Below are 19,872 nucleotides of genomic sequence, written 5' to 3'. Positions count from 1 at the left end.
GTTGGGAACTCGCTTTCGTGTACCCAACTTTTTCCTGAGCCTGATAGTAGGCATCCGTGCGGTAACGCAAGATGCTGTTGTAAACGTAGCGCACACAACCGAACGTCTGAGCCAGCAACGTTTCTTGTTGTGGGTCTGGGTAGAATCGGAATTGGTAGGCGCGTTTAGTTTTCATTATTCACAAAATATCGTATATTTCGTGAAGAGTCAACAACCGAAGATAGCAAACCAAACGGAGGAGCGAGAAGAGGGTCGGCTGTCGCCGACGCGCTATCCCTACCCATGCCTAAAGGCGGGGGTATCTCGCGCACGACTGATGAAGGCTTGCACCTTCGCCGCATCCTTCACCCCCGGCGCGGATTCCACCCCGCTGCTCACATCCACCGCATACACGCGGCTGGTGCGGATCGCTTCCGCCACGTTTTCCGGGGTCAAACCGCCTGCGAGGATAATCGGCTTAGGGTAATCCTGCGGCACTTGCGTCCAGTCAAAGGTTTCACCCGTGCCGCCTGCCGCGCCCGGCGCATGGCTATCCACCAGAAACGCTTGCGCATCGGGGTAATGGTCAGCGTAAGCGGCAAAACCACCGCTGGCTGCCAAACCCTTCATCCCCACCGCCTTCATATACGGGCGCGGAAACTGGCGGCAATACTCCGGTGTTTCCGAACCGTGGAACTGCAACACATCCAGCGGCACTGCGTCGAGCACGTCGCGCACAAAATCCGCCTCCGCATCCAGAAACAGACCCACCACCGTCACAAACGGCGGCGCAGCCCGGCAAATGTCCGCCGCCTGCGCAATGCTCAAATTACGCTTGCTCTTGGGGTAAAACACCAAACCCATCGCATCCGCACCCGCTGTGCCGACCATTGCCGCATCCGTAACTGAAGTGATCCCGCAAACTTTAACCCGGCAGCGCATGGTGATGATTCCTTTGGCGTAAAAAACCGTAACGCTACCACAGACAGCTTGTCAGCCAAACAGGAAAGCGCCGCTACCTTGTTTTACGATAAGCGCATGTACCCAGCACTACACCCGCACAGCCTCGCCCTACCCTTGCCGCGCATGGTCAACATTCCAGCGGGACGCTTCCTCATGGGTGGGCAAGACGGGCGCGATGACGTGGAAGGCGGCTGCACCGCCAACGAACGCCCTACCCGCCACGTTTACATAGCCGCGTTTGCACTGAGCAAATACCCAGTCACTTTTGCCGAATACGACGCCTTTTGCCACGAAACCAACACGCCATTGCCCGACGACAAAGGCTGGGGACGCGACAAACGCCCGGTCATCAACGTGAGTTGGGATGATGCGCAAGCTTATTGCGCTTGGCTGTGTGAATTGAACGGCGCAGGCTATCGCCTGCCTTCCGAAGCAGAATGGGAATACGCCACCCGTTGCGGCACAAACGCGGCTTACCCGTGGGGAATGCAGGCAGACGCTCAACACGCCAACCACCAGATGCAACACGGCATGACCACACCGGTCGACGCTTACCCACCGAACGCTTTCGGCTTGCACGACTTGTGCGGCAATGTCTGGGAATGGGTGCAAGACTGCTGGCACGACACCTACCAAGGCGCACCCAGCAACGCGCAGGCATGGGAAGAAGCCGGAAGCCACCACGAGCGCGTGCTACGTGGTGGTTCGTGGAACGACAGGCCGCGCTATTTACGCGCCGCCTACCGGGTCAAGGATTACGCCAACGGTCGCCAGATATTCCGGGGCTTCCGCGTGGCACGTTCGCGGTAAGGTTTATTTGAAGATTTCGTTGAAAAACGTCTGCATTCCTGCCCAAGAACGCTTGTCAGCCTTATCATCGTATTTCAGGTTTTCGACACCGTACTTGCCTGCATCGGGGTTAGTAAAGGCATGACGCACGCCACTACCGAAGGCGACAAATTGCCAGTCTGCGCCGGTTTTTTCCATCTGCTCCAGAAACTTGGTGACAGTCGCAGGTGGCACCATCGCATCAGCATTGCCGTGGAAAGCCAGCACTTTGGTGTTGATTTCAGTGCCATCCGGCGCGGAAGGCAGCGAACCGTGGAAGCTGACCACACCCGCCAAATCTTTCACACCGCTGTACGCCATCTGCAAAATCGTGCCACCACCGAAGCAGTAACCAATCGCTGCCAACTTGCTGGTATCCACCTTGTCGCTTTTCTTGAGCTGTTCCAAACCTGCCAGCGCAGTACCGCGCCATGCATCCACGTCGGAGGTGACTTCTGTCATCCATTCCTTGGCTTGCGCAGGTTTGTCGGTGACTTTGCCATCGCCGTACATATCCGCAGCGAAGGCGACATAACCCATTTTAGCCAATTCTTCGGCACGGTTTTTGGCATGGTCGTTTAATCCCCACCATTCGTGGACAACTAATACGCCGGGGCGCTTTTCTGTCACAGCATCATCGTAATACATCTGACCGATGAATTTTGTGCCATCAAGTTCATAATTCACGGCTTCGCTTTTCACAGCAGCCATGACGTTAGCACTTAACAAAGACAAGCCAACAATCGCTAATGCAGCAATTTTCTTCATGTGAACACTCCTTTGGTTGTTATCCATACGTTTTTTGCACGTAAGTTTCGACCAATGCCTGAAACTCTTGTGCAATATTTTCGCCTTTCAGCGTGACGGTTTTCTGCCCATCTTCGTAAACAGGGGCAACCGGCGTTTCACCGCTACCCGGCAGGCTAATGCCGATATTGGCATGTTTGCTCTCGCCTGGCCCATTAACCACACAACCCATCACCGCCACCGACATGCTTTCCACGCCTGCGTATTGATCTTTCCACACCGGCATCTGTTCGCGTAACCAGTTCTGGATGTCTTCAGCAAGGTGCTGGAAATAATCGCTGGAAGTACGCCCGCAACCGGGGCAAGCCACCACTTGCGGGGTGAAGGAACGCAAGCCGAGTGACTGCAAAATTTCCTGCCCGACGATGACTTCCTTTTCGCGCTTGGCGTGGGGTTCGGGTGTCAGGGAAATGCGAATGGTGTCGCCAATGCCTTCCTGTAACAGGATCGAGAGGGCAGCGGTGGAATAGACGATGCCCTTGCTGCCCATGCCCGCCTCCGTCAAACCGAGGTGCAAGGGGTAATCGCAACGGCTCGCCAAGTCGCGGTAAGCACGTACCAAACCCTGCACTTCGCTGAGTTTGCATGACAGGATAATGTGATCGTGTGGCAGGCCGTATTCTTCGGCTTTGGCCGCACTGGTGAGGGCGGATTCGATCAGTGCAGCGTGCATGACGTCATACAGTTCCAGCGGCTGTGCCAGTTTGCTGTTTTCGTCCAGCTTGCGTGCCAGCAATTCCTGATCCAACGACCCCCAGTTAACGCCGATGCGTACTGGCTTGTCGTAACGGCAGGCGAATTCGATCATTTGCGCGAATTGCTCGTCACGCTTTTTGCCGCGCCCGACATTGCCGGGGTTGATGCGGTATTTGGCGAGGGCTTGCGCACATTCTGGCACAGCGGTCAGCAGCTTGTGGCCGTTGAAATGGAAGTCGCCAATCAGCGGCACGTCGCAGCCCATCTTGTCGAGGCGGTCGCGTACTTCGGGCACGGCTTGCGCTGCCTCCAGCGAATTGACGGTAATGCGCACCAGCTCCGAACCAGCGCGGTACAGCTCCGCACATTGCGCCGCCGTGCGGATTGCATCCGCCGTATCGGTATTGGTCATGGATTGCACCACCACCGGGAAATCGCCACCGACCGTGATATTGCCCACCTTCACGGGAACGGTGTGGTGACGTGAAATAACGTGATTGTTTGCCATAATTGTTTTCAACGTGTTTCTGGAATACCGCCATTATGCCCTATCATGCGATAATTCGCAGTGACATGATGGTTTCCGGTAGCGTTATGAAAACAGTTTTTTCCTTGATCGAATCCCCAGTACACCCGAATTTCGGTGCTCTCTACCAGCAGCTTGGTATGCAAGAAGAGCGCTTTAACGCTGCCCGCAAACTGCACAAAGCCTTGCAGCAACAAGCTCCCGACTTTCTGACTGGGGAATTCATCTACGGCTATGGCAACAACTACGCCGGGGCGAATGTATGCAACCTCGATGTCACCTTACGCGCCTTACAACGCTTTTCCCCACAAACCAAAGTCATCGTGTTCTGCAACAAGGAAGACATGCAGTACGTTGATAAACTCGCCGCCCTGTTTCCGCTACATGCCGTGCTGGCACTGCCGAGCAGCGAACAGGCCATGCGGGAAGCCTTACAAATCCCGCTGTAAATCCAGAATCAACTGCCGGGTGGATTCTGCCAACGCCTGATTCAGTGCTTCGACAATCTTGCGGGTGCTCACGGGTATATTTTCTTTGCGACTATCGTAACGGTGTTGCCCCATAACCTGCTGATCCTGCACCCGCACGAGGATGGATTCCATCCCCACGACCACGGCGGCACTGCCTTTGCCATCCGCCGGATACTCTGCCTGAAACGCAGATACGCGCAGCAACAGCTTGTAGTTTCCGCCCTTGCCCAGCATTTGTTCGGAAACCGACTGGAAACCGCCGCTGCGTGACAAGGTATCCAGCATGACCGCGTGCAGGTACACCGACAAATCATCAGGCCAACGGCTGTGCGCAATAAAATCCTGCTGGAACCCCGGTTTCATCAGCGTAATGTGGTCGCTATCCAACGCTGGGCTGACCGACACTTTCGGCACATACAGATTGATGCTTAGGCGTTGTGGGGCAACGGCTACCTGCGGATTCAGTCGGTAGGTCTGGTCGGCAGGCAAGTCGCTTTTCAATGGTGACGAACAGGCCGATAACAACATCACGCACGATAGCAGAAGAGGGCGTATGTTCATCGTGGCAACTCCGTTCCCTGCGGGGCAGGTTGGTAAATGATCTGCGAAGGATTTTGCCCCAACCGGTCGCTCAACTGACGGATGGATACCGCCGTCTTACGCGATTCATTCAGCAATTGTCGGAGGTTTTCACTGCCTTCGCCCAGTAACTCGTTAACCTGCCCTTCGTTATTGACCACCACCCGGTCGACATCTTTCAGCAAGGTATCCAGCTTTTGCGAGGTATTGCGGATAGCGCCCAACGTCGTCTGAAACTCTTTCATACTGGCATTAATCCCCTGCTCTGAATGGCTCACCGCCTTGTTGGTCGTATCGACTAGCCGCCCCAACTGGATGCTGGTCTGCTGCAAGCCGCTGACCAAAGGTGGAATACCTGCCACCGCCGTATTCAGGTTTTTCAATAAGCTGGCAACGTTCTCACGGTTTTCCTTATTCAGCACTTCACTGGCGGAATTCAGCAATACGGTGAGATTTTTCTCCAGATCGGGAAGCTTTTGCACCAAGGCGTCCAGCTCCGACGGCTCGGTAAAAATGACCGGCAACGCTTGACCTTCGGCAGCCACCAGCGGTTGCGGTTTACCCACCTTGTCATTCTGGGTCAGGTTGATGAAAGGTAGCCCGGTCAGCCCTTGCTGACGCAAAGTGGCGATCGTAGCGGAATTGACCGGCGTATAATCTTCCACCCGTACCCGCACCCCAACCCGCGCATCACCACCGGGTAACAGAAAAACCTGCGTCACCTCGCCGACCTTGATACCCATGTAGCGGATTTCACTGCCCCGCTCCAGACCATCCACGGGTGTATCAAAATGGATGTCGTAACTGACGAAATCCCTGCCCGCCTGATCATCATAAAATAGCCCGGCAAACAGGAAACCCGCCACCGCCATCGCGATGACAAACAAACCAACTACGAAGTAGTGGGCATCCCGTTCCATGTGTTCTCCCTCATGATTGCCTGCGCCCGCCTACCGCTGAAATATTGGCGGATTTGCGGATGCGGGCTTGCTAATAGCTCTGCTAATGTACCATCCACTATACGCTTATCGACCAGCATGGCGATACGTTCACAGACAGACGCTAAACTATCCAGGTCATGCGTTACCATGACCACTGTCAATTCCAGATTGTGGTGCAAGGTCGTAATGAGCTGGTCAAACTCTTCCGCTGATACCGGGTCAAGGCCAGAGGTCGGCTCATCCAGAAACAGTACTTGCGGGTCAAGCACCAGCGCCCGCGCCAACGCCACGCGCTTGATCATCCCCCCGGAAAGCTCAGAGGGGAACTTGTTGGCCACATGTGCTTCCAAACCCACCATTTCGAGACGCACGAGCATCAACTCGCGGCATTCCGCTGGGGTCAGGTGTGAAAACTCACGCAGGGCAAACTGGATATTGTCCGCCACGCTCAACGAGGAAAACAGCGCCCCCCGCTGAAACATCACCCCCCAGCGCCGTTTCAGACAAGCCAGTTCCTGCCGCTTCATCCCGGTCAATTCCTGCCCCTGAAAATAAATTTCCCCGCTGGTGGGCGTATTCAAACCCAGAATCGTGCGCAACAGCACCGACTTGCCCGAACCGGAACCGCCCACAATGCCCAGCACTTCATTACGGCGAATCTCCAGATCCAACCCGTCATGCACCCGCTGGCTGCCAAACTGATTGACCAGATGCTTGACGGCAATGATGGTTTCCATGACTCCCCCTTGCTAAAACCCAAGCTGATAGAACAGCACGGAAAACAGCGCATCCAGCAACAGCACCAGAAAAATCGAATCCACCACCGCTTTGGTGGTGTGTTCGCCCAGACTTTCGGAAGAACCTGTCACCCGCATTCCTTGCCAGCAACCGATCAGGGCAATGACCACCGCGAAAAACGGCGCTTTGATCAACCCGGCCGCAAAGGTGCGAAATTCCACATTCAACGCCACCCGCGAATAAAACTGACTAAACGAAATATCCAGAATCGCGGAAGAAATCAGCGCCGCCGCCGCCAACGCCATAATGTCCGCTAGTATTGTCAGCAACGGCAAGGCAATCACCAACGCCACCAGACGCGGAATCACCAGAATCATGAACGGGTCGCCACCCATCACCCGCAGCGCATCCACTTCCTGATTGGTTTTCATCAAACCAATTTCCGCCGCAAACGCACTGCCGGAACGCCCCGCCACCATGATCGCGGTCAGCAATACGCCCAACTCCCGCAGCACCGAAATCGCCACCATGTCGACGGTGTACATTTCCGCCCCCAGATCGCGTAATTGCCCACCGCCCTGATAGGTAATCACAATGCTGATCAGGCAGGCAATCAAAGCCACAATCGGCACGGCACTGATTCCCGTGGAAAATACATGATGAAATACCGAGCGAAACCGGAAGGTAGAAGGTGAAAACAGTGCGACGACCAACCCGACCAGACTGTGGCCAAAAAACGTAATGAACGACCGCAAAGTTGCCAGCAAAGCCAGCGCAGATTGCCCCAAACGCCGCACGGGTGTTTGCAGGAATGCACCCCACCCCATAACAGGCTGATCACGCTGTCGCGCTTTCTCAAAATAGCCGAGGTATTCAGCGGGGAAATGTTCAAAGCGGATTTCGGCACCTTGTTGCTGCCAGACCTGTGCCTGCTGATAAACCAGCCATGCAGCGGTTACATCCAGACGTTCTAGCGCACTGGCATCCACCACCACGCCCACCGCTGCTTCCAGCCCGATGGCAGACAGTTGCGTCTTGATGGCATCCGCTTCTGCAAATGTCCACTTGCCCTGCAAGTTCAGGCGAAGTGTTCCCTCTTGCCGTGTTGTTTCCAGTTCGATCATACTGCTATTGTGCCTGCTTCCGGGGATGGCTCCCACCGTTTTGATCAAACAACTAAAACCAAACTTGTGATAGCTAACGAAACCTGCAACCATCCACGCTATGAATACCCTCACTAAACTTAACCAATGGCTTCAAGCCGGGCTAATCACACCAGACCAATACGCGGCTATCAGTGCTTTTGAGACTGAAAACCAACCGCGTTCGAACGGCTGGCTGTACAGTTTCATGATACTCGGTGCTGTGATTATCGGGCTGGGCGTCATTTCGTTGATTGCAGCGAACTGGGCTAACATCACCGATAGCACCAAGCTTGGGATAGATTTTTCGCTGCTATTCGTATTGGCAGTGGGTGTTTTCTGGCAATACCCCAACCGCCGCCACGGGGTATGGTTTGAAGTGCTGCTGGTGGGTTTCATGTTGCTGTGCCTGGCGAGTATCGGCTTGATTTCGCAAATTTTCCACCTTGGCGGGCAGTGGTATCACGCGCTGCTGTTCTGGGCGGCAATTACGTTTTTGCTCAGTTTGTTTGCCCGCAGCCTGTTTACGCGCTTTTTCTGGGTAACCTTATTGCTGCAAGGCCTAGTGTGGAGTCTGGTGGATTTCACCATCCCTGACATCTGGCAACACTGGAAAGCCTTGCCAGCGGTGTTGCTGCTGGCTCCCTTGCTCTCCGCCACGTTGTATTACGCCACGTTTCCAGTGAAAACCTTGCGCGGCTTTAGCACCAGCTTGTATTTCTGGTTCCAGATTACCGCGATGATTGCACTGGCAGCAATCGACATTGCGCGTTCTGGCGGCGAAATGACAGAGTATCAAATAGCGTGGTTTGTGCCTGCGTATATTGCTGCGGGCTTGCTGGCGCTGGGAATCCTGTCCCACCGTCATTATCGCTGGCTGAACAAGCTGTTATTGCTGAGCGCACTAGGTTTGTTGCTGCTGTATTTCCACCCTGATTGGCTGTTTAGCGGACAAAGTCGTTACAGCCTGTTCGGCTCACAGGCACATGCCACGGTCGGTTTCTGGCAGGCAGATGACATCCGCGCCCCCTTACTGACACTCGCTATCCTGTTCTTGTATGCGCTGCATTCGGGAAATAGCGGGCGGCAGCATACTTTCAATCTGGTGACGTTTGTGATCGGGCTGCGCTTTGTAATCCTGTACTTTCAGGCGATGGGCGGGCTGGCAGCCACCGGCGTGGGGCTGATCGTTTCTGGCAGCTTGATCATTGGTATGACTTGGCTGTGGTACAAGTCGCGTGAGCGTCTGCGGGCATGGACAACGGGGTTACAAGCATGAACCGAAAACTCTGGCTGGTCGTGGCCTTGGCATTACCGATTCTGGCGCTGGCGGGCAGTGCTTACCTGAAAAGCGTGCAGCGTAACAGCGGCGAGGCAGTGACCCTGCCTATCAGTGGTTTCGACCCGCGTGATTTGCTTTCCGGGCATTACCTGATTTATCGGGTGGATTACGGCGTGGAAGTAACTTGTGACAAACAGCAGGGGCCAGCCAGCGTGTGCCTGAAGCCTAAACGAGGGTTCTATCCAACGGGTGAATTGCCAACGGATTGCACACTATTCATTCATGGGCAGTGTAACGATGGGGCATTTAGCGCAGGGATTGAGCGTTTCTACATCCCCGATGCTTATGCGCAAGTACTGGAAGACAAAGTGCGTGACCGACAAGGTGAACTGGTGTTGGCGGTGGATGATCAAGGCAATGCCGCCATCCGCGACTTGCTGATTAGCGGCAAGCCGTGGAAAGACACCATTGGTGGATTAGACTAGATTTCCGGCACATCCAGCACCAAATCAGAAACAGGCTCCCCAACACAAAAAAGCCCCTTGCCCGCTGCCGCATCTTCTTCAAACAAGGCCAGCGGCTCGCCGTCGGGGTAAATCATTTCCCCCGAGACGATTTGCCCCATGCACACGCCGCAAATACCGCCCCCACACCCCCATGGCATCGGAATATCCTGACGCAAAGCGGCTTGCAGCACGGTTTCACCGGCATTCACCTGAAAGCGCCAAGGGGTATTCTGGATCGTAACGGTATAGGACATGGGCTGTTGCTAACTTAGGATTTCGGGAATTTGTAGTAGGTGTCGTTCAAGTATTCGGTTACTTTCTCAATATCGTCATCGAACAGTTTCGTGCCAAGGTTCGCATCACAACGACGTACTTGTGCGGCGAGCATATTAAAATCGGTCATTTTGCGATCAGCACGGGTGTAAACACCGGCATCATGGCAACTGATACAATTGGCATCATGGATAGCCTTACCCAAATGCTCGCCGTTAGCGGCCTGTGCATCTTGCGTTGCTGTTGGTGGTGAATTGGGCGCAACTGCCTGCCCGGATTTACCCGTTTCATTTGGAGTAGCAGCCGCATCGGTTTGCTTCTCGCCACAAGCGGTCAACGTCAGTGCCGCAATAGCCATGGCTAACAGCAAAGGTGTCAGTGATTTCATCGTTTAGCCTCTTTATAATTTCATCAAATAGCGTACAGATTGCATTAGGCAATCCAAAGCACCCTGATTTTTTTCAAAAAATGTGTGAGCCGCAACCCCAGCCTGTTGGTGCCGATTGTTATGCTGCAACCACATCAGCAATTGTGCATACAGTTCAGTTTCATTCGCCACCAATTTTGCGCCACCAGCCTCACAGAGGGGTGGAAAGATGTCAGCAAAATTATGTACGTGTACGCCACTAACAACTGGCAAGCCAAAAGCAGCGGCTTCGAGCGGGTTATGCCCGCCATGCGCCACGAGACTGCCGCCAATAAAAGCCAGCGTGGCGGAAGCATACCACAACAACATTTCCCCCATGCTATCACCCACAATAATAGCGGTATCGGCAGCAAAGGCACTGCCCGTACTGCGCCGCACGCTGGGAAAGTGGCTGTCTGCACATAGGCGAGCAACAGCATCAAAGCGTTCCGGGTGACGCGGTACCACAATCAAGAGCAAGTCCGGCAATACTTCCCGCAAACGGGCAAACACCCGCAGAATCATCTCATCTTCGCCCTGATGCGTGCTAGCAGCGACACACACCGGACGGCTTGCCCCCCACTGTTGGCGTAACTGCTGACCTTGTTCTACCAGCCCAGCGGGAACCTGCAAATCGAACTTAATATTACCACACACCACCACCCGTTCAGAATAAGCCCCGAGTTGTAGAAAATGAAAAGCATCTTGCCCGCCGCGTGCCGCAATCAAACTGACGTTTGCCAACGTTTCACGCACCAACTGACCCAGCCGCGCATAACCACGCACCGAACGTTCCGACAACCGTGCATTCGCCAACAGCAGCGGAATATTGCGTTGGGCGCAAGCAGCGTAAAGATTCGGCCAGATTTCAGTTTCCATCACCACCAACAACGTAGGCTGCACCCTGCCCAGCAAACGCGCCAGCGACCCCGGCAAATCGTAAGGCAAATAACAGTGCTTGACCCGTTCACCGAACAGGCGCTTGACCGTATCCGACCCCGTGGGCGTGGTTGTGGTCACCAGCAGCGTGTGTTGGGGAAACTCCTTCAGCAAACGTTCCACCAACGGGCGGGCGGCAATGGTTTCCCCGACGGATACCGCGTGCAGCCAGATACAGGAACCGCGCACCGTACCAAAGCCAAAACGCTCGGCGAGGCGCTGCCGATATGCCGAGTTGGCGCGGCTACGCCAGAGCAGACGCAGGATGAAGAGGGGCGACAGCAGGTACATCAACGCGGTGTAAAGACTACGCCTCACCTAACACCTCTAGCGCCACCGCGACGTTCTCACGCAAATGTTTGGGGTTGATCGTTCCCAGCACCACGCTGGTAGCGCCCGCTTGTGCGAGGATAAAGCTCAGCGCCTGTTCTACAGGATTCGCACCGCTGAATTTATCCAGATGCCCGCTGGCAAAGGCTTTTTTCACCAGCACGGCCTTGCCCTGTTGAGCAGCGGCTTCCAGCACCGGCAATTCGGCGGTGTACAGCGGGTTGTAAGCCGCCATCACCACATCACAACCAAGTTCATAGGCCAGCAAGCCACCTTCCACGGTTTTCGAGGAAATGCCGACCGAGCGCACCCAGCCTTGCTCGCGCATGTGTAACAAGGTATCCAGCACTGCCTCTTCACGCAGAATGCGCACATCATCGCCATCGGAATGGATCAGCACCATGTCGAGGTAATCGGTTTTCAGCAGGCGCAAACTGTTTTCCACGCTGAGGCGCGTGCCCGCTGCACTGAAGTCGAAACTGGATTCGCCATCACGGAAATGTTCGCCCACCTTGGTTTCGATCACCCATTCGTGGCGGGAAGTCGGCAGCAGTTTGCCGATACGTTCCTCGCTCAAACCGTAGGCGGGTGCGGTGTCCAGCAGGTTAATGCCAAGGTCGAAGGCCAGCGCCAGCAATTCGCGCACTTCTCGATCGGAAGGCAGTTCAAAGCCCTGTGGGTATTTAACGCCTTGATTACGCCCGAATTTGACCGTGCCCAACCCCAACGGGCTGATTGCCATGCCGGTAGCGGCTACCGGACGTTTTTCCATCATTTAAAAATATCCTTGTAACTGGCATAAACGGCTCCCATCATGACCGGGATTAGCACCAGAAAACCCAACATCATCGGAATCGACGCCACAAACGCCAGCACCATATAAAGCAAAGCAAATACCACGAAAGGTAACGCATTCGCCCACGCACCTTGGAAACTGCCTTTCACTGCTTCCAACGCACTCATGCCGTTAAACACCACCAAGGCAGGCGCATAGGTGAACAACATCCCCATGCCCAAGCTAACCAACAACAGGAAAACCAGTATACTGCCACCAAAATTGAAGATCGGCATCCCGGTCAGCTCATCAATGCTGATCATATCCCCCACCAACAGCTTGCTAAGGATAGCGGCGACGAAACCCGCGCCCAACATCAAAGCGCCCAGCATCAACAACTGGTAACGGGTGGTTTCATCCTTGAATGCACTGAATAACTCAGGAATTTCGGTCTGCTTACCCGCATGAGCATTTTTCACGGCCAGCAACATGCCGCCGGTGAGCAAGGGCACGGCCATATTCAGCAGCACCCCACCGAGAAACGGCAACATGCTTAAGACCAGCACAATCACCCCAAACAATAACCCCATCAGCGCCCAATTCACCGGATTCGCCCGGAACATGCGCCAACCGAACTTCAACCATTCGATGGCCTGAAGCGGTTCAACAATCTTGACAGTCAGCATGAAAACTCCTTTCTTGAGCATGACGTATTACTCACCTGCGTAGTCTGCCTGTTTAGCCGAAAAGTAACAACGCAAGCCCAGCCAAAACGGTTTAAACGACAAACGGCTAACTCTGCACAAACTTTCCGTATTGATTGAGGTGTTTCTGCAAAACCTACGCTTATGCTGTGCAGACACACAAGCACGCAAAGGATAGGCAATGAAAAAGACCTTGCTGGCATTATTACTAGCATTCGTGGCGGCGGTTGCATTACTGCCCGAAACGCCGCGCATCCCGGTCAGCGGCGCGACGGCGGCAGACTGGAACCCGCAATCGTTCTGGTATTACCCGTGGGGACGTTCCGGCACACACAAAGGCATCGACATTTTCGCCAAGGAAGGCACGCCCGTGCTGGCGGCTACCCAAGGCTTGGTGGTGCATACCGGGGTGGATAGCATGGGCGGCAATAGCGTGCTGGTGCTGGGTGGCAAATGGCGCTTGCATTATTACGCGCACCTGCAACGCATTGATACGCAAGCGTTACGCTGGGTAACAGCGGGTGAACCGCTGGGTACAGTCGGCACGTCGGGCAATGCCAAGGGCAAGCCACCGCACTTGCATTACGCCATCCGCACGCCTTACCCACAACCGTGGCTGTATAACGCGAGTGTGCCGCAGGCTTGGAACAAGCTGTTTTATGTTGATCCGAATCGGTGGTTGTTGCAGTAGCTCTTTTTGCAAAGAAATTTTCTATTAATCTGATTTTTATGAAATAATTTATCAAAAAATCGTATTAAGCACGCCGATTTCTCGTGATAAGGGTTCCTGAAACTCGTATTAAGGTCTAGTATTTCTCGTATTAAGGTGACGAGGAATCCATACGCTTGCCAAAATGATTGCCGCCGAGCGTGGAATGCAATACCTGTCGCTGGATGAGGAAGCCGTAGCGGCAGCGGCACACAATGACCCCCACGGTTTTATCCAGTCCTTTGCCGGGCAGAATTTGGTGCTGGATGAATTCCAGTATGCGCCGGAACTCACCCCAGCGCTCAAGCGGGCATGCGCGAACAACTGGCGCAAATCCTGCTGGATGGCGGCTACCCGGAAGTGCAAAGTAAAAGCGCACGCGGCAAAGCCATCTGGTTCAAATCCTACATTCAGGGGCGTTTGTTCAAGGACTTTGAAACGCTGTACGCGGCGCGAGGGGAATATCATGCCAAGCTGCAAGCCTTGATCCCTTACCTCGCGGGCTTGAGTGGCAATTTGCTGAAATATGCCAGTGTTGCCAACGATTTGGCGCAAAACGATCAAGTCATCCGCTCTTATATCGAGGCGTTGGAATGGATGTTTATCATCAAGCGTATTTCCCCGTTTGTGAAAAACAGCGCAAAACGCGAAACCGTGGGAATGCCGAAGCTGCACATGGTGGATACCGGGCTGGCTTGCCATTTGCTCGGTATTAAGACAGCGCGGCAACTGGCGACTTCTGCCATTTTTGACAACCTGCTGAAAAGCTTTATCGTGATGGAATGCTTCAAGCACATGGGCTGGGCGGAGGAGGAAGTTGGTGTTTACCACTTCCGTGATACCAGCAAAAACGAGGTGGATATTGTGCTGGAACGCAGCGGCGGCAAGCTGATCGGGATTGAAATCAAGGCTTCGGCATCGGTGGGCGAGGCTGATTTCAGAGGGTTGGCGCAGTTGGCAGCGTTTGTGGGGGATAGGCTGGAGGCGGGGTTGGTGTTTTACAGTGGGGAGCGGGTGTTGCCGTTTCGGGTGGCTGGACGGCAGTTTTTTGCTGTGCCGATCAGTTTGTTGCTTGTGCCTTTGGCATAAGACAACCTACTGAACAACGGCTACTCATGACTTAAAACTTTGCACCACTACTCCTACACATCTTCCCCGCCTGATGCCGCTTTCGGTGCGTGAATACCATGTTTTGTCAGGATGTAGCGAATACTATGGGGGAGTTTTGCCCCAGTGAAACGTTCCACAGATTCCCCGTCACGGAACAGCAAGACCGTCGGCATGGCGCGAATATCGAAGCGTTGCATCAGTTGCTGGTTCTTGTCCACATCCACTTTCGCCAGCAGGAATGCACCTTGGTAATCGTCGGCGAATCCGGCCAATAGTGGCGTCAGCACGCGACAGGGGCCACACCATTCGGCATAGAAATCGACCATTACCGGCGTTTTGTGCGAGGTTTTCAATACCATCTCATCGAACTCGTCGGCATTGACGAAAGCTTCATAACTACTACGGTTATCAGGCATCGCCTCCTGTTTAGCGCTGCGCCACCGCCTTAACATCAGGAATGTGAAAACGGCGACTACGATAGCGGTGAGGATGACGACGTGCATGAAAGGTTCCTTGGAAGTTCAACGGGCAGGGTGTCCGATTTCCAAGCAATTGTAGAATAAATGTTATCGTCAGTACTATGTGAACTATCCCCACCCCACCGAATCAAAACTTGATACGCCCCCTATCACGCGAGGAGAACCCCCATGAAAACAGTCATCACCACCCTGCTTACCGCCCTGACCCTTAGCGCCTGCGTCGCCACGCCACCTGCTCCGCCCCAAAACCTGACGCTAAACGCCAGCCAGCAAACCAACCTGCGCACCCTGTTGAACCTGACACCCAGCAGCCCGTTCAGCGTAACTGTGCAGGATAAGGATGCCAACCAGCAACTCAGCGCTGGAGACATCGCCATCCTGTACGGCGGCATCGCCAACGCGGAAACCAGCCGCCGCACCCTAAGCCCGGCGGATGTCGCCACCATCAACATCAACGACAAGAATGTCGGCAAGGTCATGTGTACGATGGAAGCCAAATTATGCCCAGATGGTGTCACCTACGTAGGGCGCAGCGGCTCGCATTGCGAATTTGCCGCCTGCCCGAAATAAGTTCACACAGCCGTTATTTCTTCGCGCCGCAACTGCCGTCTTTCTTGGCTCCGCAGCTAGCGTCTTTTTTCGCGCCGCAACTGCCGTCCTTCTTGGCTCCGCAGCTACCATCTGCTGGTTTTGCTTGCGTCGTGGTATCGGCACTTTTAGCCGAGAATGGCGAGCTGCCGGGGGTGCTGCACGCGGCAAGTGCACTGCTGGCGACGATGATAGTACCCAGTGACAGGGCAAGTTTAGTGGTTTTCATGAGAAACACTCCTTCGGTTGTGGTTGATACATCATACTACGAACAAACTGGTTGGATGGATTCAAAAAAATCCACGAAAGATGCCTCAAGCTTGCACGTTTCCTGCAAACATTTCAGGAATAATGCCGCCCATATCAATAACAGGAAATACCAACATGCGCTTGAATCTACCCATGCTGGCCGCAGCCATCATTCTATTCATCGTCGAAGTAATCATTGCTACCAAGCTCAACGACTACCACTTCATCCGCGCCTATTTCGGTGATTTTCTGGTGGTAATCTTGTTGTATTGCGCTGCGAAAGCTGTTTACGATTTCGAGCCGAAACGGCTGGCAATAGGCGTATTTGCCTTTGCCACACTGATTGAAGTCGCACAACTGTTCCGGCTGGCGGATGTGCTACACCTGACCGGATGGGCGCGGGTGGTGCTGGGGACGAGTTTCAGTTTCCACGATTTGCTGATGTATGCAGCGGGGTGTATCGCGGTATATTGGCTGGACACCCGGATAGGTCTAAAATTGAGGCTGGAATATTTGAAACAGCGATAACCGGAGAAAAAGGCCAACCATGACCCCCGCCATCAACCTTGCCAAAAAAGCCAAGATCGCCTTCAAGATACACGAATACGCCCACGACCCTGCCAATGAAGCCTATGGGCTGGAGGCGGCGGAAAAGCTCGGCCTGCCCCCCACGCAAGTCTTCAAAACGCTGGTAGTTAGTCTCGATGGCAAGGAACTCGCGGTTGGCATCCTCCCCGTCGCGGCGATGCTCAGCATGAAAGCCATCGCTAAAGCCGCCCACGCAAAAAAAGCCGACATGGCAGACAAGGCACTGGTCGCCCGCACCACCGGCTACGTGCTCGGCGGTGTCAGCCCTTTGGGTCAGAAAAAGCTGCTGAAAACCTTCATTGACACTTCTGCCGCGCAATTTCCCACGATTTACGTCAGTGCCGGGCGGCGCGGGCTGGAAATCGAGCTGGCAGCGCAAGACCTGCAAACCCTGACCCGTGGCGTATTGGTGGAACTGACTCAATAGTTATCGGGAAGGTTGCACAAGCCAGAAAACAGCCGCATTTTGGTGTTAGAATCGCGTTTTAGCCCCATTTGCGTCAAGAACAGCAATTAAAGGAACCCCCTCATGTTAAAAATTGGCAAATTCAACCTGCTGCGCGTCACCAAGGCCACCAGCTTCGGGGTGTATCTGGATGGCGAGAATTACGGTGAAATCCTCCTGCCCAAGCGTTACGTGCCGGAAGGCTGCCAACCCGAAAGCTGGCTAAACGTGTTCATCTATCTGGACTCAGAAGACCGCCTGATTGCCACCACCGAAACCCCACGGGCAGAAGTCGGCGAAATTGCCTGCCTGAAAGTCGTGGCTGTCAGCCATTTCGGTGCGTTTCTGGATTGGGGTTTGCCGAAGGATTTGCTGGTTCCGCGTAAGGAACAGGCCACGCAGATGAAGGAAGGCCAGTCGTATGTGGTGTATATTTACGTCGATGACCACACCGAAACCATCGTTGCCTCATCGCGGCTGGACTTGTTCCTCAACGAATTCAATAGCCATTTTGAGCCGCGCCAGCCCGTGGATATGATGATTTATGAACGCACGGAACTGGGCTACAAAGCCATCATCGAAGCCACCCACCTGGGCTTGGTGTACGCTAACGAAGTGTTCCAGCCCTTGCACATCGGGCAACGCTTACAGGGTTACATCAAAGCCATCCGCCCCGACCAGAAAATCGACCTGATGCTGCAATTACCCAGCCCGGTGGTGCAGGATGCGCTGGCGCAGAAAATCCTCGATCACCTGCAAGCGCAAGGTGGCACATCCACCTTTACCGACAAGAGTTCACCGGATGACATTTACCGCGAATTTCAGGTGAGTAAGGCGCATTTCAAACGCGCCATCGGCTTGCTGTACAAGCAGCAGAAAATCGTGATGGGCAAGGATATGATCCGGTTGGTTTCCTGACTAAAACTCCAGGTTTTCCAGTGTCCAACCCTTGGGTTCAACATACGACCACGTCTTGGTATCAAAGGGGAATGTCCACGTTTTTTCGGGAATCGTTTTCCCCTTTTCAGTACCACTCACGGTAATGTTAAGCGGGAAAACCTTGTCGCCGATTTGGGTGGAGTCGATTTTCAAATGGCTGGTGTAACTGGTTACTTTGCAGCCACCGGCTTCATCACAATTGCCTTCATCAGAATAGTCTTGAACGAAACCAGCCAGTTCCTTAATCTTCTTACCATAGGGCGCTAGGATAGAATAACGCGTACCAGAAATACCTCCATGCGCATCACCCCACGTATTTTTCCAACCCCAGTAGCTGGATGCCCCCAGTTTCACTAAATCCCATTTTGTTGGACCACTACCAAAGGCTCCCATGGAAATCGCAGGATCACCGGCAATAATTTCCATACCCTTGCTGCCTTCCTTAAGCACTAATGCGCCCACTAACCCGCCATCGACGTGGGAACCACCCTCCCCGTCACCATTGGTCATTTCGCCACTGAGTAACACATAGGTGCGCAGCCCATCATTGGCTCTTACCGTATCGACACGATCAACCTTCATGCAGTAATAATACTTCGGGGTGTCAGAATGATAACGCAGGCAGTTATTTTTATCGTGACCCTCATACACCATATCTAGCACGTCCTCTAAAGACGAAGCTTGTTCTGGTGTCTGCGCTTGGGGAGCGGCATCGTGCGACGCAACAGGGGTTAAGAAGGCATCGAAGGCGTAGGCGGTTTTATCTTTCCACTGAATTTTTACCCAATGTCCCGTATTGCCACCGATGGACTCTTCATTGCCCACCTGCTCAAGCACATTCACTTTGCCACCGACAGGCACATTACCCCATTTTTCAGCGCCCACGTCTGGCTTGGCACGCACCACCAAACTGGGTTCGGCCGTGGATTCATACCACTCGGCAGAGGCGGTTTCGCCCAGCGAACAGGCCAGTACGAAGCTGAAAATTAATGAGGTCTTTATTTGTCTATTGTGCATTTGTTGTATTTCCAGTAGTACAGGCACGGTCAAAAGCTTGATCGAAACATTGGAAAAACTTTAACAGCAGTGTGCCCGGTACACCGTGATTATCATCACAATCAGTGGTATTGACCTGACAGACAGCGCGAATAATGCGCCTTAAAGTACCGCCATTTGCTACTTGAACACCGGATGCTTTCCACCCTGTGGCGGATGGCGCAAGATAACCTTATCTTACTAACCAACACCACAGGGGATCACCATGCGTCACTTACTGCGTTATTTACTCATTGCCATGCTGGGGATTGCCTCAGTCGGCTGTGCCACACATGCCTTGCACGCCACCAAAAATACCAGCACGGAAAAGATCAACAGTTTCCTGATCACCCCAGACAAAGCCACGTTGGTGGTCGCAGGTGAACAGCACCATTTCATTTTCCCGCTGAATGAGCCGCTGAAGTCGGTGTTGCAATGGCCGGGGCGTACCAAGCTCAAACCGACTTTTGGCAAATTCACCGTGAATGCGGGGCAAGGCGTAAGCGGCAGTTATACCTTGCAAGTTGATGTGGGAACACTCACGGTGGATGAGCACCAATTCCTGACTCAACGTGGTTTCAGCCAACAGGGCAATATGATGGCATACAGCGCGGCTATTCAGGGAACGCGCTATCTGGCAGGCAATGTGCGAGTGCCACAAACAGCCTTCTTCCGCCAGCCGTATGAGCTGACCATTATCGCGCCGGATGGTGTGGCGGATACTGCTGCAAAAATTGCCCTGACTCCGCTGACACTGGCGGCAGATGGTGTAACGGCCGTGTTGGGTGGGATTGTGCTTGCGCCGTTTTTTGGTTTGCTGATGATGTCCGGCGGGTTGTGAGGTGG

The 19,872-nt window shown here is 54.0% G+C and carries 27 protein-coding genes; 11 read left to right on the top strand and 16 right to left on the bottom strand.

The genetic code is table 11. The annotated features are described in order from the left end of the window. Both Q394_RS22050 and Q394_RS20705 read right to left on the bottom strand, forming a co-directional pair. Window positions 1–175, bottom strand: a 175-nt coding sequence (locus Q394_RS22050) for a helix-turn-helix domain-containing protein (RefSeq protein WP_156946897.1), incomplete at its 3' end; no start/stop codon positions are given. Between the two features lie 101 nt (window positions 176–276). Continuing rightward, on the bottom strand, window positions 277–921 hold the full coding sequence (locus Q394_RS20705; RefSeq protein ID WP_038141736.1) for a phosphoribosylanthranilate isomerase: 645 nt from the start codon (window positions 919–921) through the stop codon (window positions 277–279). Window positions 922–969: 48 nt separating this feature from the next. Between Q394_RS20705 and Q394_RS20700 the strand changes: the two genes are divergently transcribed. Next, window positions 970–1,752, top strand: a complete 783-nt coding sequence (locus Q394_RS20700) for a formylglycine-generating enzyme family protein (protein ID WP_051543493.1) — start codon at window positions 970–972, stop codon at window positions 1,750–1,752. A gap of 3 nt (window positions 1,753–1,755) precedes the next feature. On the opposite strand, the gene Q394_RS0115205 is transcribed toward Q394_RS20700, so the two are convergent. Beyond that, the gene (locus Q394_RS0115205; protein ID WP_028490009.1) at window positions 1,756–2,538 is read right to left on the bottom strand and encodes a dienelactone hydrolase family protein; all 783 of its coding nucleotides are present in this window, start codon (window positions 2,536–2,538) and stop codon (window positions 1,756–1,758) included. Window positions 2,539–2,557: 19 nt separating this feature from the next. Next, window positions 2,558–3,781 carry a flavodoxin-dependent (E)-4-hydroxy-3-methylbut-2-enyl-diphosphate synthase gene (ispG, locus tag Q394_RS0115200; protein ID WP_038141733.1) on the bottom strand — a complete coding sequence of 408 codons (1,224 nt, stop codon included), beginning with the start codon at window positions 3,779–3,781 and terminating at the stop codon, window positions 2,558–2,560. An 86-nt stretch (window positions 3,782–3,867) separates the two neighbouring features. On the opposite strand from ispG, the gene Q394_RS0115195 reads away from it, so the two are divergent. Further along, the gene (locus Q394_RS0115195; protein ID WP_028490007.1) at window positions 3,868–4,248 is read left to right on the top strand and encodes a hypothetical protein; all 381 of its coding nucleotides are present in this window, start codon (window positions 3,868–3,870) and stop codon (window positions 4,246–4,248) included. Here Q394_RS0115195 and Q394_RS0115190 read toward each other — a convergent pair. The 4 genes from Q394_RS0115190 to Q394_RS0115175 are packed head-to-tail and all read right to left on the bottom strand — an operon-like array spanning window position 4,231 to window position 7,651. Beyond that, the gene (locus tag Q394_RS0115190) at window positions 4,231–4,830 is read right to left on the bottom strand and encodes an ABC-type transport auxiliary lipoprotein family protein (RefSeq protein ID WP_028490006.1); all 600 of its coding nucleotides are present in this window, start codon (window positions 4,828–4,830) and stop codon (window positions 4,231–4,233) included. The genes Q394_RS0115195 and Q394_RS0115190 overlap by 18 nt on opposite strands. Further along, complete coding sequence (locus Q394_RS0115185) at window positions 4,827–5,768, bottom strand: MlaD family protein (RefSeq protein ID WP_028490005.1); 942 nt, start codon at window positions 5,766–5,768, stop codon at window positions 4,827–4,829. The genes Q394_RS0115190 and Q394_RS0115185 overlap by 4 nt, the downstream gene beginning before the upstream one ends. Further along, entirely contained in the window at window positions 5,741–6,526 is a 786-nt protein-coding gene (locus Q394_RS20695; protein WP_038141731.1) for an ABC transporter ATP-binding protein, read from the bottom strand. The genes Q394_RS0115185 and Q394_RS20695 overlap by 28 nt, the downstream gene beginning before the upstream one ends. Window positions 6,527–6,538: 12 nt before the next feature. After that, window positions 6,539–7,651: an MlaE family ABC transporter permease gene (locus tag Q394_RS0115175; protein WP_038141729.1), complete on the bottom strand. Its 1,113-nt coding sequence runs from the start codon at window positions 7,649–7,651 to the stop codon at window positions 6,539–6,541. 100 nt (window positions 7,652–7,751) lie between these two features. Here Q394_RS0115175 and Q394_RS0115170 point away from each other — a divergent pair, with 100 nt between their 5' ends. Together Q394_RS0115170 and Q394_RS0115165 are read left to right on the top strand one after the other, a co-directional pair. Beyond that, complete coding sequence (locus tag Q394_RS0115170; RefSeq protein ID WP_028490003.1) at window positions 7,752–8,948, top strand: DUF2157 domain-containing protein; 1,197 nt, start codon at window positions 7,752–7,754, stop codon at window positions 8,946–8,948. Next, on the top strand, window positions 8,945–9,436 hold the full coding sequence (locus Q394_RS0115165) for a GDYXXLXY domain-containing protein (protein ID WP_028490002.1): 492 nt from the start codon (window positions 8,945–8,947) through the stop codon (window positions 9,434–9,436). Before Q394_RS0115170 ends, Q394_RS0115165 begins: the two co-directional genes overlap by 4 nt. Here the strand turns inward: Q394_RS0115165 and Q394_RS0115160 are convergent. Genes Q394_RS0115160 through Q394_RS0115140 form a run of 5 tightly spaced genes read right to left on the bottom strand, consistent with a single transcriptional unit; the run spans window position 9,433 to window position 12,866 of the window. Then, window positions 9,433–9,711, bottom strand: coding sequence for a 2Fe-2S iron-sulfur cluster-binding protein (locus Q394_RS0115160; protein WP_028490001.1), 279 nt, complete (start codon window positions 9,709–9,711; stop codon window positions 9,433–9,435). The two genes, Q394_RS0115165 and Q394_RS0115160, sit on opposite strands and share 4 nt — an antisense overlap. Before the next feature lie 14 nt (window positions 9,712–9,725). Continuing rightward, window positions 9,726–10,118 (bottom strand): hypothetical protein, encoded by a 393-nt coding sequence (locus Q394_RS22775; RefSeq protein WP_211248831.1) that lies wholly within the window; start codon window positions 10,116–10,118, stop codon window positions 9,726–9,728. Window positions 10,119–10,130: 12 nt separating this feature from the next. Beyond that, window positions 10,131–11,393 (bottom strand): lipid IV(A) 3-deoxy-D-manno-octulosonic acid transferase, encoded by a 1,263-nt coding sequence (waaA, locus tag Q394_RS0115150; protein ID WP_028490000.1) that lies wholly within the window; start codon window positions 11,391–11,393, stop codon window positions 10,131–10,133. Then, window positions 11,383–12,180 (bottom strand): aldo/keto reductase, encoded by a 798-nt coding sequence (locus Q394_RS0115145; RefSeq protein WP_245606803.1) that lies wholly within the window; start codon window positions 12,178–12,180, stop codon window positions 11,383–11,385. The genes waaA and Q394_RS0115145 overlap by 11 nt, the downstream gene beginning before the upstream one ends. Further along, complete coding sequence (locus Q394_RS0115140) at window positions 12,177–12,866, bottom strand: BPSS1780 family membrane protein (RefSeq protein ID WP_028489998.1); 690 nt, start codon at window positions 12,864–12,866, stop codon at window positions 12,177–12,179. The genes Q394_RS0115145 and Q394_RS0115140 overlap by 4 nt, the downstream gene beginning before the upstream one ends. A gap of 199 nt (window positions 12,867–13,065) precedes the next feature. Here Q394_RS0115140 and Q394_RS0115135 point away from each other — a divergent pair, with 199 nt between their 5' ends. Next, complete coding sequence (locus Q394_RS0115135) at window positions 13,066–13,575, top strand: M23 family metallopeptidase (RefSeq protein ID WP_028489997.1); 510 nt, start codon at window positions 13,066–13,068, stop codon at window positions 13,573–13,575. 330 nt (window positions 13,576–13,905) lie between these two features. Next, window positions 13,906–14,682, top strand: coding sequence for an ATP-binding protein (locus Q394_RS20685; RefSeq protein ID WP_051543492.1), 777 nt, complete (start codon window positions 13,906–13,908; stop codon window positions 14,680–14,682). 53 nt (window positions 14,683–14,735) lie between these two features. On the opposite strand, the gene trxA is transcribed toward Q394_RS20685, so the two are convergent. Next, on the bottom strand, window positions 14,736–15,206 hold the full coding sequence (trxA, locus tag Q394_RS20680) for a thioredoxin (RefSeq protein ID WP_051543491.1): 471 nt from the start codon (window positions 15,204–15,206) through the stop codon (window positions 14,736–14,738). A 144-nt stretch (window positions 15,207–15,350) separates the two neighbouring features. Between trxA and Q394_RS0115120 the strand changes: the two genes are divergently transcribed. Continuing rightward, window positions 15,351–15,752 carry a hypothetical protein gene (locus Q394_RS0115120; protein WP_028489996.1) on the top strand — a complete coding sequence of 134 codons (402 nt, stop codon included), beginning with the start codon at window positions 15,351–15,353 and terminating at the stop codon, window positions 15,750–15,752. Window positions 15,753–15,765: 13 nt separating this feature from the next. On the opposite strand, the gene Q394_RS0115115 is transcribed toward Q394_RS0115120, so the two are convergent. After that, entirely contained in the window at window positions 15,766–15,999 is a 234-nt protein-coding gene (locus Q394_RS0115115; RefSeq protein ID WP_028489995.1) for a hypothetical protein, read from the bottom strand. A 155-nt stretch (window positions 16,000–16,154) separates the two neighbouring features. Here Q394_RS0115115 and Q394_RS0115110 point away from each other — a divergent pair, with 155 nt between their 5' ends. From Q394_RS0115110 to Q394_RS0115100, 3 genes are all read left to right on the top strand, one after another. After that, window positions 16,155–16,547, top strand: a complete 393-nt coding sequence (locus Q394_RS0115110; RefSeq protein ID WP_028489994.1) for a ribosomal maturation YjgA family protein — start codon at window positions 16,155–16,157, stop codon at window positions 16,545–16,547. Between the two features lie 19 nt (window positions 16,548–16,566). Next, window positions 16,567–17,034: a Cys-tRNA(Pro) deacylase gene (ybaK, locus tag Q394_RS0115105; RefSeq protein WP_028489993.1), complete on the top strand. Its 468-nt coding sequence runs from the start codon at window positions 16,567–16,569 to the stop codon at window positions 17,032–17,034. Between the two features lie 102 nt (window positions 17,035–17,136). Continuing rightward, window positions 17,137–17,970 (top strand): CvfB family protein, encoded by an 834-nt coding sequence (locus tag Q394_RS0115100; protein WP_028489992.1) that lies wholly within the window; start codon window positions 17,137–17,139, stop codon window positions 17,968–17,970. Here the strand turns inward: Q394_RS0115100 and Q394_RS0115095 are convergent, their stop codons facing one another. Continuing rightward, window positions 17,971–19,008: an SH3 domain-containing protein gene (locus Q394_RS0115095; RefSeq protein WP_028489991.1), complete on the bottom strand. Its 1,038-nt coding sequence runs from the start codon at window positions 19,006–19,008 to the stop codon at window positions 17,971–17,973. 244 nt (window positions 19,009–19,252) lie between these two features. On the opposite strand from Q394_RS0115095, the gene Q394_RS0115090 reads away from it, so the two are divergent. Then, the gene (locus tag Q394_RS0115090; protein ID WP_028489990.1) at window positions 19,253–19,867 is read left to right on the top strand and encodes a hypothetical protein; all 615 of its coding nucleotides are present in this window, start codon (window positions 19,253–19,255) and stop codon (window positions 19,865–19,867) included. The last annotated feature ends 5 nt before the right edge of the window (window positions 19,868–19,872 follow it).

The sequence above is a fragment of the Thiothrix lacustris DSM 21227 genome (genome assembly GCF_000621325.1).
Taxonomy (GTDB): Bacteria; Pseudomonadota; Gammaproteobacteria; order Thiotrichales; family Thiotrichaceae; genus Thiothrix; species Thiothrix lacustris.
The sequence above is the reverse complement of the archived record's forward strand: the minus strand, read 5'-3'. Positions and strand labels throughout refer to the sequence as shown.